Origin of the sequence: Liquorilactobacillus sicerae, from assembly GCF_029916425.1 — a bacterium.
GTDB lineage: Bacteria > Bacillota > Bacilli > Lactobacillales > Lactobacillaceae > Liquorilactobacillus > Liquorilactobacillus sicerae.
Genome location: NZ_JAHAVQ010000006.1, coordinates 15,753 through 29,505, shown reverse-complemented (window position 1 = coordinate 29,505; position 13,753 = coordinate 15,753). Strand labels below are relative to the sequence as shown.

Annotated in this window: 16 protein-coding genes; all 16 read left to right on the top strand. The window is 35.3% G+C overall.

What is annotated here, in order from left to right:
- Nucleotides 1-38: 38 nt before the first annotated feature.
- The 16 genes from KH893_RS05335 to KH893_RS05260 all read left to right on the top strand — a co-directional run bounded on the left by KH893_RS05335 (nucleotide 39) and on the right by KH893_RS05260 (nucleotide 13,749).
- A complete protein-coding gene (locus KH893_RS05335; protein WP_281165116.1) occupies nucleotides 39-437 on the top strand; it encodes a hypothetical protein in 399 nt (132 codons plus the stop codon).
- A gap of 211 nt (nucleotides 438-648) precedes the next feature.
- Nucleotides 649-1,086 (top strand): PTS sugar transporter subunit IIA, encoded by a 438-nt coding sequence (locus KH893_RS05330; RefSeq protein ID WP_281165115.1) that lies wholly within the window; start codon nucleotides 649-651, stop codon nucleotides 1,084-1,086.
- A gap of 17 nt (nucleotides 1,087-1,103) precedes the next feature.
- A complete protein-coding gene (locus tag KH893_RS05325) occupies nucleotides 1,104-1,598 on the top strand; it encodes a PTS sugar transporter subunit IIB (protein ID WP_281165114.1) in 495 nt (164 codons plus the stop codon).
- Between the two features lie 21 nt (nucleotides 1,599-1,619).
- A complete protein-coding gene (locus tag KH893_RS05320) occupies nucleotides 1,620-2,483 on the top strand; it encodes a PTS mannose/fructose/sorbose/N-acetylgalactosamine transporter subunit IIC (RefSeq protein ID WP_281165113.1) in 864 nt (287 codons plus the stop codon).
- A 1-nt stretch (nucleotide 2,484) separates the two neighbouring features.
- Nucleotides 2,485-3,321: a PTS system mannose/fructose/sorbose family transporter subunit IID gene (locus KH893_RS05315; RefSeq protein WP_281165112.1), complete on the top strand. Its 837-nt coding sequence runs from the start codon at nucleotides 2,485-2,487 to the stop codon at nucleotides 3,319-3,321.
- A gap of 36 nt (nucleotides 3,322-3,357) precedes the next feature.
- A complete protein-coding gene (locus KH893_RS05310) occupies nucleotides 3,358-3,681 on the top strand; it encodes a DUF202 domain-containing protein (RefSeq protein ID WP_281165111.1) in 324 nt (107 codons plus the stop codon).
- A 6-nt stretch (nucleotides 3,682-3,687) separates the two neighbouring features.
- Nucleotides 3,688-4,488, top strand: coding sequence for a Cof-type HAD-IIB family hydrolase (locus KH893_RS05305; RefSeq protein WP_281165110.1), 801 nt, complete (start codon nucleotides 3,688-3,690; stop codon nucleotides 4,486-4,488).
- Between the two features lie 187 nt (nucleotides 4,489-4,675).
- Nucleotides 4,676-5,335, top strand: coding sequence for a response regulator transcription factor (locus tag KH893_RS05300; protein WP_281165109.1), 660 nt, complete (start codon nucleotides 4,676-4,678; stop codon nucleotides 5,333-5,335).
- Nucleotides 5,336-5,407: 72 nt separating this feature from the next.
- Complete coding sequence (gene deoC / locus KH893_RS05295) at nucleotides 5,408-6,115, top strand: deoxyribose-phosphate aldolase (RefSeq protein WP_281165108.1); 708 nt, start codon at nucleotides 5,408-5,410, stop codon at nucleotides 6,113-6,115.
- 97 nt (nucleotides 6,116-6,212) lie between these two features.
- Nucleotides 6,213-8,993 (top strand): sigma-54-dependent transcriptional regulator, encoded by a 2,781-nt coding sequence (locus KH893_RS05290; RefSeq protein ID WP_281165199.1) that lies wholly within the window; start codon nucleotides 6,213-6,215, stop codon nucleotides 8,991-8,993.
- 42 nt (nucleotides 8,994-9,035) lie between these two features.
- Complete coding sequence (locus KH893_RS05285; RefSeq protein WP_281165107.1) at nucleotides 9,036-9,485, top strand: PTS sugar transporter subunit IIA; 450 nt, start codon at nucleotides 9,036-9,038, stop codon at nucleotides 9,483-9,485.
- Nucleotides 9,482-9,970 (top strand): mannose/fructose/sorbose PTS transporter subunit IIB, encoded by a 489-nt coding sequence (locus KH893_RS05280; protein ID WP_281165106.1) that lies wholly within the window; start codon nucleotides 9,482-9,484, stop codon nucleotides 9,968-9,970. The genes KH893_RS05285 and KH893_RS05280 overlap by 4 nt, the downstream gene beginning before the upstream one ends.
- Before the next feature lie 24 nt (nucleotides 9,971-9,994).
- Entirely contained in the window at nucleotides 9,995-10,789 is a 795-nt protein-coding gene (locus KH893_RS05275) for a PTS mannose/fructose/sorbose transporter subunit IIC (RefSeq protein ID WP_281165105.1), read from the top strand.
- A gap of 18 nt (nucleotides 10,790-10,807) precedes the next feature.
- A complete protein-coding gene (locus tag KH893_RS05270; protein ID WP_281165104.1) occupies nucleotides 10,808-11,635 on the top strand; it encodes a PTS system mannose/fructose/sorbose family transporter subunit IID in 828 nt (275 codons plus the stop codon).
- 128 nt (nucleotides 11,636-11,763) lie between these two features.
- On the top strand, nucleotides 11,764-12,726 hold the full coding sequence (manA, locus tag KH893_RS05265) for a mannose-6-phosphate isomerase, class I (protein ID WP_281165198.1): 963 nt from the start codon (nucleotides 11,764-11,766) through the stop codon (nucleotides 12,724-12,726).
- Between the two features lie 171 nt (nucleotides 12,727-12,897).
- Nucleotides 12,898-13,749 carry a GRP family sugar transporter gene (locus KH893_RS05260; RefSeq protein ID WP_281165103.1) on the top strand — a complete coding sequence of 284 codons (852 nt, stop codon included), beginning with the start codon at nucleotides 12,898-12,900 and terminating at the stop codon, nucleotides 13,747-13,749.
- Nucleotides 13,750-13,753: the final 4 nt, after the last annotated feature.

The following is a 13,753-nucleotide window of genomic DNA, read 5'->3' as shown; positions in this document are numbered from 1 at the left end:
ATTATTTACACAGAATTTGTTTACTTGGAGGGAAATAGTTGAGCTTTTTTATTAGTCAAGAAAAATTTAAAACATATATTACAGAAAAACAACCAAAAATTAATTTTGATGAAACAAAAACGGTTATTGCGCTTAGTACAGTTAAAACCAATCCAATTATTAATTGTTTATACATTGATAAAGACTTTTTCTTTGCTGCTCGTTATCATAGTGCACTTGACTTTTTCTCAGACAATTTTTGTTTAGAAAACAGTCAAATAAAAAGAATGTATCTAATTGATAAGCAGCTGTCGACAAAATTAATTATCGAAACGAATGAGATTTTAAATAATCAGACTAATTTAACTTTGAAAATGAATTTGCCAAAATTGAATTTTACTCCTTGGCATGTGAGAAATTTAAAATTGTTGCGTACAAAGTTACCTTTTAAAAATTGATCTTGGTTCATTTATATTTAAAGCAGCTTCAATTAGACAAATTAAGCTGTTATAAAAAAACGAAGCGATTTGTTTCATTTTTTTATAACAGCTTTTTTAATGAAATAATTAATTGTGACAATTGTCATTTGAAATTTATGATTAAAATCACGTTAAACTCATCATGAAAATTGTTAAGCTAAATTTAAGAAATGAAGAAAGGAGGCAAATAATGAAATACCTATTGTTGGTTAGTCACGGTGATTTTTCTCAGGGATTAAAAAATTCATTGTCAATGTTTGCAGCCAACAAACTTGATGATGTTATCGCAATTGGTCTAAAGAAGGAAGAATCTGTGGATCAGTTAGCTGCTAGATTTTCAAAGCAACTTGATACATTAGATAAAAATGCGGATTTCCTGGTTTTGGGAGATATTATTGGTGGTAGTCCATTAACAACGATTTGTAATGTTTTGGCTCAACACGGTTTGCTAGAATCAGCTACGATTTTAGGTGGAATGAATTTTCCAATGGCTTTGAATGCAATTATGTTAAAAGATTCACTCAGGAGTGCCGATCTTGTTGAAACCGTTTTAAGCGAAGCAAAATCAGCATTAAAGGAGTTTAAGCCAAGCATTGCTGCTGACGATGATGATGAAGAGGAAATTTAGCTGGAGGAGGAGAAAAAATGACAGTTTCTTTTGTAAGGATTGATGATCGTATGATTCATGGACAAACAGTAACTCGTTGGGCGAAGGAATATCCATGTGATGGGTTAATTGCAGTTAATGATTTAGTGGCTAAAAATCCTGTTTTGAAAGATGCCTATAAAGCTGCTTCCGATAAAAAAACTTTTGTTTGGAGTTTGGCCGCTTGGCAAAAAAAATGTCAACGAGTATTAGATTCGAAAGACAATTATTTCTTAATTACTAAAAATCCAATTGATATGAAAAAAATTCTAGTTGATCAAAAATTCGTGCCTAGTGATGTAAAAAAAGTGATTGTTGGACCATGTAATGATCGTCCCGGAACGACAAAATTAGGCAACAATCAGTCGATTACGCAGAAAGAAGCTGATGCAATCGAAGCAATTGAAAAAGCTGGTTATCAGGTCAGATTTCAGTTACTTCCAGATGTTTCAATTGGAGATTGGGATAAATTTAAAGGACAATTTGGCTATTAAACTAAAAAGGAGCGATTTATTATGACAATTAGCTGGGTGCAAGCGGCTATCTTGGGCATTTTTGCTTGTTTATCATCTTTGCCTGGTATGGCAGGTACATCGATTGGTAATTATACCTTAGGACGTCCTTTAGTCGGTGGTTTGGTTTGTGGTATTGTTTTGGGCAATCTTAAATTAGGCATTATGTGCGGGGTTGCAATGCAGCTTGTTTATATTGCATTAGTAACACCAGGTGGAACAGTTTCAGCAGATGTTCGAGCAATTTCCTATATTGGTATTCCTTTAGCAATGGTGGCTATTCAATCGCAAGGTTTAGCGGCAACATCATCTTCAGCAGCTAATCTTGCAAAATCGATGGGAACCTTAGTAGGTACAATCGGGACTGTTTTGTTTTATGGTACAGCAACTTTAAACTTAGTTTGGCAGCATATGGGCTGGCGTGATGTAGAAAAAGGCAATTTTAAAAAATTATATGCGGTTGACTGGGGTTGGCCATGGATTTCCCATTTATTATTTTCTTTCATTCCAACCTTGATTATGTGTAAATTGGGAGCAGATGCGGTAACTGCTTTAAAAACGGCTTTGCCAATGGATGGTATTCCAATGAAAACGTTGTTCACCGTCGGAGCAATGTTACCATGTGTCGGGATTGCAATCTTGTTAAAACAAATTGTTGAATCAGCAGTGGATTTTGTACCGTTTTTTGTTGGCTTCACTTTAGCGGCTTCACTTTCACTTAATTTAGTATCCTGTGCCGTTATTTCACTAATTTTTGCTTTATTATTCTATAATCTTGAAATGGCTAAAAATGCACGCACAACGGTACCAGCTAGTGGGGGATCAGTTGGTGACGATGACGATGATGATGATGAGGAGGATATCTAATATGGCAAATAAAAAAATCAGCAAAAAAACATTAATGAAATCATTTCATCATTGGTATTATGGAAATCTGACTTGCTTTTCGCAAGAACATATGCAGACATTCGGTTATTTGACTTCAATGTTACCAATTGTTGAAGAACTTTATGATAAAAAGAAAGATCAAGAAGAAGCAATAAAAACTTATACGGCTTTCTTCAATACTGAACCGCAAATTGGATCTGTGGTTGTTGGTATTACTGCTAGTTTGGAAGAAGCACGGGCGAATGGGGCTGAAGGAATTGATAGCGAAACGATCAATGGCTTGCGTGCCGGTTTAATGGGACCATTGGCTGGAATTGGTGATTCAATGATTGTTGGGACCTTAATCCCAATTATTTTAGGGATTTCGTTAGGACTCTCAACCGGTGGGTCTCCAATGGGGGCAATTTTTTACATCATTGTTTGGAACCTATTAGCTTATTTTGGAATGAAATTTGCTTATTTCAAAGGTTATGAAATGGGTGATAAAGCAGTTGAGTTTTTGGTTGGTGCTCAAGGAAAAGCCATTCGAAAAGCAGTTTCAATTGTCGGTGGCATGGTCGTTGGAAGCGTTGCAGCAACTTGGGTTTCGGTCGAAACTTCTTTTGAATTAAAAAATTCTGCAGGCAAAGCATACTTAGTTTTGCAAGATAAACTTGACTCAGTCTATCCAGGACTATTGACGGCTGGATTTATTATCTTTTGCTGGTGGTTAATGGCAAAAAAGAACATTTCTCCAGTTAAGGTTATGCTTTTACTAGTGGTTATCGCATTTGTGGGTGTATTAATCGGTTTCTTTAACCCAGGATTGAAATATTAGTTTAGAAGACTTAGGATCCGATAGGGAGGGACAGTTTTGAGGAAAAAAGATTTGATCAAAGGATACAAAACCGAAATCTTATATCAGAAACATATGTTGGAAAATTTGCAACGATGGTTTTCATTATTTCTTGGATGTGTTGGTATTGGGATCATTATGCTTTACTTTTTTCATATGACTAATCTCCCACTAAAAATTTTAGGCATCATTTTGATTGTAGTTGGAGCAATCGGTATGTTAATTTTTGGTTCAGGAATCTATCATGGTAATCGTAATTTGCAATTAGTTGTTAAAGATTTTAAATTGAAATTGTCGACTGATAAGATTCAAAATTGTTCATCGTCACAAAGTAAGGAGTAAATTGGAATGTTTCCAAAACTAGTTTTTAGTGATATTGATGGTACGCTGCTTAACAGTAATCATCAAATTACGTTTGAAACGAAAAAAGCAATTTTAAAAACGGTTGCGGCTGGAAGTAAATTCATTCCTGTATCAGCAAGGATGCCAGCTGCCATCCTGCCTTTGATTGAAAGCTTGGGATTAAGAATGCCATTTGTATCGTATAATGGTGCTTTGATTTGTGATGAGAACAATCGAGAGTTAAATTCTTTAACCTTGTCGACTGAACTGGCAGAAGAGATTTGTCAAGATATTGAAAATAATTATCCTGAATTAGTTTGGAATGTTTATTCAGCAGATTTTTGGTTAGCAACGGATGCTGATCATTACTGGATCAAAAATGAGGAGTCAATCGTTGGGCTCAAAGCAACTAGGTGCCGGACGGTCGAAGAAATTGCAAAACTAACAGCAGTTCATAAGTTGTTGCTGATGGGGCCAACTTCCAAAGTTGATCAATATCTTCCTTTACTTAAAACTAAGTATCATCAATTAGCAATTAATCAGTCAGCACCGCATTTGATTGAAATTACAGCTAATAAAGTTGAGAAAAGTCAGGCGGTTTTATGGATGATGAATTATTATCAGGTAGCATTAGAAAAAACGATTGCATTTGGTGATAATTTTAATGATTTGGGAATGCTTAAAGTTGTAGGTAATGGTTATGTGATGGAGAATGCTCCTCAAGAACTAAAAAAATTGAATTTCAAGCAAACACTTGATAATAATCATGATGGAATTGCTCAAATACTCAATCATTTATTCGAATAAGCACAAGTTAAGTTTAACCTGTATTGATTTTGTATTATTTAAGCTAAACTTGTATTAAAAGGCAACAATACCTGTTTTAAATTATTAAACAGGTGTTGTTGCCTTTATTATAAGACTAACAAAAACAAAGGTTGGCATTAAACTTGCTTATTATTAAGTGACGAGAATAAATCGAGGGGGAACTGTCATGATTAATATTTTAATTTTAACTAAACAGAAGTTGATTGGCGAATCTTTTAAACTAGTATTGTCAACTCATCAAGAGCTTAAAATAACTTTAGCAGATCAATATAATTGGCAGTTAGCAATCAAAGATCAGAATATTATTATCCTTGATATTGGTTTATCTGAACCGGAATGTTTAAAATGTATTTACGATACAATGAAGACATCGATCAAGGTGATGATGATGCAATTGTCAGGTGACCGTTGCGCTTTGTATACGCTTACCAAAATTAATTGCTTAGGATTTTTGCTTCAGTCACGACAAGTTTCTTTAAATAATCTGTATCAAGAAATTCTTTCCGTATATCAAGATGGAGTTGATCGCAATGATACTAAAGCAGTTGATTTATTTTCAACCATTTTGACCAAGGAAAAAATCAATCTGGCTGCTGAAAAAGCAGCTGAAAAGTTGTCGAAAACAGAATGGAAAGTTATTCATAATATTAAATTGGGTTTATCCAATAAAGAAATTGCACAAGAACTTTTTTTATCAGAGGGAACGGTTAGAAATTATTTATCGAACATCTTGTCTAAACTAGCATTAAGAGACCGTACGCAACTAGCAATCTGGGCTTTGCAAACCGGCGACTTACAGTATAAATTGATAAAAAACAAAATATAGTTTTCTAATTTTTAGTAAGCGTTTACAAAAATATAATTAAACAAATAAATTTTAAGAAAGAAGTAGATCATTATGAAATATCGCCTTGAAGAATTAGCTCAGTTGATAGATCATACCTGTTTGTTTGCCGCTGCTAGTCAGCAGCAAATTGAAAACCTATGTGAAGAAGCAATTAAATATCACTTCAAAATGGTTGCTATCAATGAATGTCAAACTAAATTATGTGCAGATTTATTGAAAGACAGTCAGATTCATGTGGGTGCAGCAATAAGCTTCCCACTTGGGCAAACTAGCTTAGCTACTAAAAAATATTCAGCCTTGACTGCGATTAGTGATGGAGCAGATGAAATTGATTATGTTATTAATCTGTCTGCAGTAAAGAATCATAATTATCGGTATATTGAAAATGAAATGCAAGCAATGACGGAGCTTTGCCATCAGCATCAGGTAATTTGCAAAGTAATTTTTGAAAACTGTTATCTAAATTCACAGGAAATAATTAAACTTTCTCAAATTGCTAAGCAAGTTCGACCAGATTTTATTAAAACCTCAACAGGATTTGGGACAGTTGGAGCTAGAGTTGAGGATGTGAAATTAATGCGAAAAATCGTAAAAGATCAAGTGGGAGTCAAAGCTGCTGGAGGTATCCGAACAGCCAGTCAATTTAAGCAAATGCTTGAAGCCGGTGCAACGAGAATTGGTACAAGTCATAGTATTGCAATCATTGAAGAAGTTAAACAGTCGTTGAAAGAAAATAAGCAGGAATATCTTGAAATTTAAGCAAGATTAACAATTTATAATAATTATTGTATATTTAAACTAAAGGTTTTTGTCAAATAGGCCAAAAAGGAATTGTGAGGTAGCAACATTGAAGAGAATGGAAAAGGTTTTTCAATGCTTACTTAAAATTTGGAATAAGGCTGATTATGAATACTTATTAAAAGTTCAAGGAACAACAACTGCAGAATTAGCAGATAAGCTAGAATTGGCCCGTTCAAATGTTTCAGCGGATTTGAATAAATTGGTTCGTTTAGGGAAAGTATTAAAGATCAAAACATTCCCAATCAAATATGTTCCTGTTGAAGTAGTAAGTAAACAATTGAAGTTAAAGCAACTATATTATTATGAGATAAATGATTTAAAAGAGTTATTAAACACGGATCAAGTTGAAAAGGGTAAAGGAACTCCAACTGCCAAAGGAAAAGATCTTTTTTCTCAAAACCCATTAAATGAAATGATCGGTTATACAGGCAGTTTAAAAAAAGCAACTTCACAAGCCAAAGCTGCTATCATGTATCCGCCTCACGGCTTGCATATGATGCTAGTTGGACCGACAGGAGTTGGCAAGACTTATTTTGCAAATAAAATTTTTGCTTATGCCCAATATAAAGAGATTTTTTCAGCAGATACGCCGTTTGTCTCTTTTAACTGTGCAGATTACTATAATAATCCGCAACTACTTTTATCAACTTTGTTTGGATATGTAAAAGGCGCTTTTACAGGGGCTGATAAAGATCAACCGGGATTAGTTGAACAGGCATCAGGAGGAGTTTTATTACTGGATGAGGTTCATCGCTTGCCACCAGAGGGACAGGAAATGCTGTTTTATTTCATTGATAGTGGAACCTTTAAACGTTTAGGTGAGAGTGAAAAAAATCGTCGAGCCAATGTTTTGATTATTTGTGCTACCACAGAGGATCCAAATTCGACTTTATTAAAGACTTTTTTACGTAGGATACCAATGACAATTGAAATACCAACACTTGATGAGCGACCCTTGAGTGAAAAAATTGAATTAACAAAATTCCTTTTTCAACATGAGGCAGATCGAATCAATAAGGATCTGAATGTCAAAATTGACGTTTTTACAGCTTTATTATTAGCAAATAATTATGGAAATGTTGGTGAACTTAAATCACAGATTCAATTAACATGTGCGCAAGCTTTTTTAAACAGTATTGATTCAAACCAAGTTGAAGTCAGTTTGCATGATTTACCAGAAGATTTGCGACAATTTTGGCTAGAAAATCCTGCTAGGATCCGGCGGTCAGCGCATGTTTCGCGTTATCTTGATACTAAGACAGTGTTTTATGTTGGCAAAAAAAATCAAACATTGGAAAAAGATAATATTTATGAGTTGATTGAAAATAAAGTTCACCATTTACAAAGGCAAGGAGTTGCAGCAGAGGATATTCATCAATACATCATGACAGATATTCGTTTGCATATTAAAAAATTTTTTAAACAACCTTTGCCAGTGAAAAAGCTGAGTAAATTCATAGATCCAAAGATTTCAAATTTTGTTGAAAAGCTTAAGCAAATTGCGGAAGCTAATTTAAAAGTTCAATTTGATCAACGCTTTATTTATTATCTTGGCATGCACATCGATGCTTTTTTTAAAAGAGGCAATCAAACTGAATTGCTGTTAAAAGATGAAGTTGAAAAAATTAAAAAGTTGCATTTTGCTGAATATCAAGTTGCCTTGATTTTTCAAAAAAAGATTACTGATACTTTTTCGGTAAAGGTTCCCGATATTGAAGTAATCTATCTGACGATGTTGCTAAGTTCAATTCGAACTTTGTCAGAGAAAAAGCAAGTTGGAGTCTTAGTTGTCGCTCATGGAAATTCAACTGCCAGTTCGATGGTCAAAGTTGCAACTGATTTGCTGGGCAAAGGAAATATCGCTGCATTGGATATGCCGTTAACGGTTTCTCCAGGTGAAATTGTTCGTCAAATGGCAATAATGATCAAAAAATTAGATCAAGAAAGAGGTGCCCTATTACTGGTAGATATGGGGTCGCTTGGTATGATGAATAATCGTCTCGAAAAAATGACCGGCGTAAAATTACGGACAATAAAAAATGTTACTACGACGATCGTTTTAGATGTTTTAAGGAAAATTAATTATATTGATATGGATCTAAATGCTATCTATAGTTCGGTGGAGCATGATGTAGCACATTTAGCGAACAACCAGATCAGTATTGCTAAAGAAGCTAAAATAATTTTGTCTATTTGTATGAGTGGGACAGGAACTGCTGAAAAGCTGAAGCAAATCATTAAAAAAATTATTCAAAAAATTGGTGCTACCGAAGTAGTACAAGTTAAAACTGTTTCAGTTTTAAAAATGAATGAAATTATTCCACAACTGGCAGAAAAATTTAAAATCATCGCTGCTGTTGGAACTAAACGTCCAAGTATGTCACTACCTTATGTTTCACTTGAGGATTTGATTGCAGGAAATGGTGAGCAGCGATTAATTTCAATCATTTCTCGTCAAGGTGATCTTCCAACTGTTATTGAAGATCGAAATGTTGTTGTTGCAAGCATGTGTGAGGATGTTTTGAAAAAGCACTTAATTTATTTGAATCCGATTATTGCTTGCAAGCTACTGCAAAATTGGCTACAACAGCTGCAATTGCAATTAGGAGTTGATTTCTCTAATAGTCAACAGATCAAATGCATTGTTCATACAGCCTTTGCGCTTGAAAGATGTGTTCGCTCACAAACTTTAAAATATACTGAACAGCCTTCAAAAAAGCTGCTCAAGTCATTGCCAGTTATTAAAGCGACGTTAAAAGATGTCACTGCTGCTTTAAAAATCGAAATACCAGTCGGCGAACTGTACTTTATTGCAGAATGTGTTCTTGATGATTAGGGACTGAATTAGAGATGACTTTAAAATTGAAGGTGGAAAAGTATGATTGAAATCATTGTCGCTGGACATGGAAAATTTGCTGCTGGTATGGCTGAAGCAGCTGGGATGATATATGGTGATCATCCAAATTTGACAGCCATATCATTTGAGAATAAAGAGGGAATAGAGGACTTAAAAAATCATTATCGTCAGAAATTAAAAGAATTTCCACCGCAAACAGAGGTTTTGTTTTTAATTGATATTTTTGGTGGTAGCCCATATAATGCAGCGATTCAATTAGCTTATGGTCATAAGAATATTGAAGTTTTAACAGGAGTCAACTTGCCAATTTTGCTTGAAGCTTTGAATTTGCAGCATGAACTGGACTTAAGTGCATCTCAATTGGCACATCACTTGAAAAATTATAACTCAAAGGGACTAAAAATGTTTTCAGAGGAGATCAGAAAGCCAGTTTTTAATCAAGGTACTAAAGCAGAGGATGATTTATCATGAAAATTAAGCTTGTCAGAATTGATGATCGTTTTATCCATGGACAGGTTCTAACCAAATGGATCAAAAGTTATCCGGTGGATCGGATCATTGTCGTTAGTCAAGAAATTGCAAACGATCCAATGCGAAAAATTTTAACACTATCTGTTGCGCCGTCAAATATTAAAGCAAGCGTTGTTTCACCACAAAAAATGATTAAGGTTTTTAACAATCCTAAGTATCAATCGACCTCTGCTATACTACTCTTTGGTAACCCAAGTGAAGTTCTTGAAATTGTTGAAAATCAGCTTTTGATCAAATCCGTGAACGTTGGAGGAATGCGATTTGACCAAGGAAAGTTACATTTAACTGAGTCGGTTAGTGTTACTGCTAAAGACATTAAAGCATTTATGAAGCTTAATGAATTAGGAGTTAAGTTAGAACTAAGACAGCTTCCAAGTGATTCAAAACGTGACTTTCTAAGGATTTTGCAAAATCATCATAAATGACCTCAAATCAATGGAGGGATAAGAATGAATACCTGTCAAACTATACTGATATTGCTAATTGCGGGTATTGCAGGAGTTGGATCAGTTCTTGATGAAGGACAAATGCACCGTCCATTAGTTGTCTGTCCATTAATTGGACTGGTATTAGGTGATTTGAAAATAGGAATAGTTTTAGGCGGTCAGCTTGAAATGATGGCACTTGGCTGGATGAATGTGGGTCTTTCGATTTCACCGGATACAGCTTTATCGTCAGTGATTACAACTCTGGTAGTTATTACAACACATGCTTCAATCGGTGATGGAATTGCGCTTGCTGTTCCACTTGCTGCAGCTGGTCAAGTATTGACGATTTTTGTTAGAACTTTTACAGTTTTTTTAGTTCATCAGGCTGATGTCTTTGCCAAAAAAGGTCAATATCATTTGATTGAAACAATGCATGTTTTAGCGATGATAATTCAAGCTTTCAGAGTCATGATACCGACTGCGGGTGTCATGATTTTGAATATGAAAACTGTTGAAGAATATATTAACAATATACCGAGTGTAATCAGTGACGGTTTGCAGATCGGTGGAGGAATTATTGTTGTAGTAGGTTATGCGATGGTTATTAATATGATGGACTTACCAGATTTAAAGCCTTTTTTTTATTTAGGCTTTCTATTTGCAGCTTTTACCAATTTTAATTTAGTTGGGTTTGGCGGTTTGGGTTTGATTTTAGCTATTTTATATTTACAGCTTGAATATCGTTCACCACAAAAGCTCAAAACCCAAGATTTTTCAGTCGGTGAAGACGATGATGATGACGATTTGGACAATTAAGTGAATGGAGGAAGTCCTTTGAATCTCGAGAAAAAAGATAAAAAAAAGCAACTATCAAAAAAGGATTTGATAGATATGTACATTCGTTCTTGGTTTTTGCTTGGTTCGTTTAACTTTGAACGTGTTCAAAATTTGGGTTTTTGTTTCGTAATGATTCCAGCAATTAAAAGACTTTATGCACCTGGAAAGGAACGCAACGAAGCTTTAAAAAGACATCTTGAATGGTTTAATACGCATCCTTGGCTGACTGCTCCAATTTTTGGCGTAACGGCTGCACTGGAGGAGGAAAAAGCCAATGGTGGAGAAGTTAACGGAACGGCAATTGCTGCCATGAAAATTGGCTTGATGGGTCCGCTAGCTGGAGTTGGCGATCCTTTGTTTTGGGGAACGATTCGGCCAGTTTTAGCAGCCTTGGGAGCTGGAATAGCAATGAGTGGTAGTATATTGGGTCCAATAATTTTCTTTATTGCGATCAATTCAATTCGCTTAACAACAAAATGGTACTTGTTAGATTACGGATACTCTAAAGGAAATAAAATTATTCGCGACATGGTTGGAGATAGGATTAGGAAGTTAACTCGAGGTGCAGCAATTGTTGGACTCTTCATGATGGGGGCATTAGTTTGCAAATGGACGACGATTGATATTCCAATTGTTGTAACTAAGATCAAGGGAAAGACGACAACTGTTCAAAATATTCTGGATTCTGTGATGCCAGGGATGTTAGCGCTTATTTTAACTTTATTTGTATCATGGTTATTAAAAAAGGGTGTTAATCCATTATTAATTATCGTCGTAATCTTTATCATTGGTATATTAGGAAAATATTTAGGCTTTTTAAAATAACCTTACTTAATTGAATCAATAAATTCTGTTAATGTTTTTTGAAGGAGTGTGTTAAAATTATGATGGATAAAAAAATGAATTGGATCAAGCAGTTTAGTAAACTTTCAGGATTAGAAAGGAAGAAAAAAATGTCAGAACCACTATTTTTAAAACCTGTTTTCCATGAAAAACTGTGGGGCGGCCGCTTATTGGAAAAGGATTTTGGTTACCAGTTGCCAGCCGGCAGGATTGGTGAATGCTGGGCGATTTCTGGCCATCCGCACGGGCCAAACCAAATTATTAACGGCCGCTTTAAAGGTCAGTTGCTGCCAGATGTTTATGTTGCTCAGCCAGAACTATTTGGCAATCCTGGATCAAAAGTTTTTCCATTGCTGATCAAGTTTTTAGACGCTGAAGCTAGTCTGTCAGTTCAAGTCCATCCTGATAATCAGTACGCTCAAGTTCATGAAGGTGAATTAGGCAAGACAGAATGCTGGTATGTTTTGCACGCTGAACCTGGTGCATATTTAATTTATGGTCATCATGCTAAAACTCGTGCTGAATTGCGCCAAATGATTGAAAATGGTGATTGGGATCAGCTCTTGCGTAAGAAGTACGTCAAAACTGGTGACTTTGTTTTTGTTCCCAGTGGGACGATCCATGCCTTGAATCAGGGAATTGAAGTCATTGAAACCCAGCAAAGTTCGGATACAACTTATCGGCTATACGATTATGATCGAGTCGACCAAAAGACGGGCCAAAAACGTGCATTGCATTTGCAGCAATCGATTGATGTGACGGATGTACCTTTCAAAGAGCCGGTATTGAATATCAAGTCTAAAAAAATTGGTCAATCGACGATCACGACTTTAGTGGAGCCACCAGTTTCACCATATTTTTCCGTTTACAAATGGGATGTTACTGATAAGTTGAGTTTAAAGCGTGGTCAACGGCCGTATGTTTTGGCCTCGGTAATTGCTGGAGCGGGGACCTTGACAGTGGGCAAGCAGGCCTATGAAATCAAGAAAGGTACCAACTTTATCTTGCCGCATGATGTCGACGAATGGACCTTAACTGGGAAATTAAGCTTGGTAGCTTCGAATCCAGAATAGTAAGCTGAAATAAATTATATAAGAGGCTGAGAAAAATATTTTTTTCAAGGTCTTTTTATTTACAAGAATTAATTGTCAAAGCATTGACAATTAATATAAAGCGGTTACAATGAAAACATAAACGTTTATCAAATGTCAAAGCTTTGATAATTTTAAAAGGAGCTGATTTAAATGGACATGTTACTTGCTTTAGTACCTTCAATCCTTTGGGGCTCATATTCACTAGTAATCCCTAAGTTAGGTGGAAATACCGGTCAACAGACTCTTGGAGTGACATTAGGAGCCTTGGTATTTGCTTTGATTACTTTTCCATTTACTCCGCATGATTATACATTTTTGAATGTTCTCGTCAGTTTTATTTCTGGCTGTGTCTGGTCGTTAGGCTGTCTTTATCAAATGAAAGCGTTTAAGAAGGTTGGCGTTTCACGGACGATTCCGATCACAACGGGAATGCAACTGATTGGTACCAGCATTTTAGGCGTGATCTTTTTTAAAGAGTGGGCTTCTAAAAGTGCCTTAATGGTCGGAACGCTAGCTTTATTGCTCTTAATTATTGGGATCACCTTCACTTCTTATTCAGAAAATGTCGCGGAGCATGGCAATTTACGTAGTGGTGTAATTATCATTTTAATTTCTTCAGTTGCCATCATCACTAATGTCATGTTGATCAAATTCTTCAGTATCAGCAGTTTTGATGCTGTTTTACCACAGTCAGTGGGAATGGTTGTTGGTGCTTTAGCAATTACTTATCAACAACCGAAGCTATTGTCAAAAAAGACTTTTCAATTGACACTTCCTGGGATCTTATGGGCGTTGGGCAATTTGATCATGCTTTATTCGAATAATAATTTTGGGGTTGTAATCGGATTTCCACTTTCACAACTTGGCTTAGTGATTTCAACAATTGGCGGAATTTTTTTCTTAAAAGAAAACAAAACACCGAAAGAAAAAAAGGCAGTTCTAATCGGATTGTTGTTTGTGTTTGTCGGAGTGATTTGCATTGGGATTTCCAAAGCTTTGTAATTTA

Bases quoted from the DNA above. Each gene is read 5' to 3' on its own strand.
- KH893_RS05330 (WP_281165115.1), top strand. From the start codon at position 649: ATGAAATACCTATTGTTGGTTAGTCACGGTGATTTTTCTCAGGGATTA.
- KH893_RS05325 (WP_281165114.1), top strand. From the start codon at position 1,104: ATGACAGTTTCTTTTGTAAGGATTGATGATCGTATGATTCATGGACAA.
- KH893_RS05320 (WP_281165113.1), top strand. From the start codon at position 1,620: ATGACAATTAGCTGGGTGCAAGCGGCTATCTTGGGCATTTTTGCTTGT.
- KH893_RS05315 (WP_281165112.1), top strand. From the start codon at position 2,485: ATGGCAAATAAAAAAATCAGCAAAAAAACATTAATGAAATCATTTCAT.
- KH893_RS05305 (WP_281165110.1), top strand. From the start codon at position 3,688: ATGTTTCCAAAACTAGTTTTTAGTGATATTGATGGTACGCTGCTTAAC.
- KH893_RS05300 (WP_281165109.1), top strand. From the start codon at position 4,676: ATGATTAATATTTTAATTTTAACTAAACAGAAGTTGATTGGCGAATCT.
- deoC (WP_281165108.1), top strand. From the start codon at position 5,408: ATGAAATATCGCCTTGAAGAATTAGCTCAGTTGATAGATCATACCTGT.
- KH893_RS05290 (WP_281165199.1), top strand. From the start codon at position 6,213: ATGGAAAAGGTTTTTCAATGCTTACTTAAAATTTGGAATAAGGCTGAT.
- KH893_RS05285 (WP_281165107.1), top strand. From the start codon at position 9,036: ATGATTGAAATCATTGTCGCTGGACATGGAAAATTTGCTGCTGGTATG.
- KH893_RS05280 (WP_281165106.1), top strand. From the start codon at position 9,482: ATGAAAATTAAGCTTGTCAGAATTGATGATCGTTTTATCCATGGACAG.
- KH893_RS05275 (WP_281165105.1), top strand. From the start codon at position 9,995: ATGAATACCTGTCAAACTATACTGATATTGCTAATTGCGGGTATTGCA.
- manA (WP_281165198.1), top strand. From the start codon at position 11,764: ATGTCAGAACCACTATTTTTAAAACCTGTTTTCCATGAAAAACTGTGG.
- KH893_RS05260 (WP_281165103.1), top strand. From the start codon at position 12,898: ATGGACATGTTACTTGCTTTAGTACCTTCAATCCTTTGGGGCTCATAT.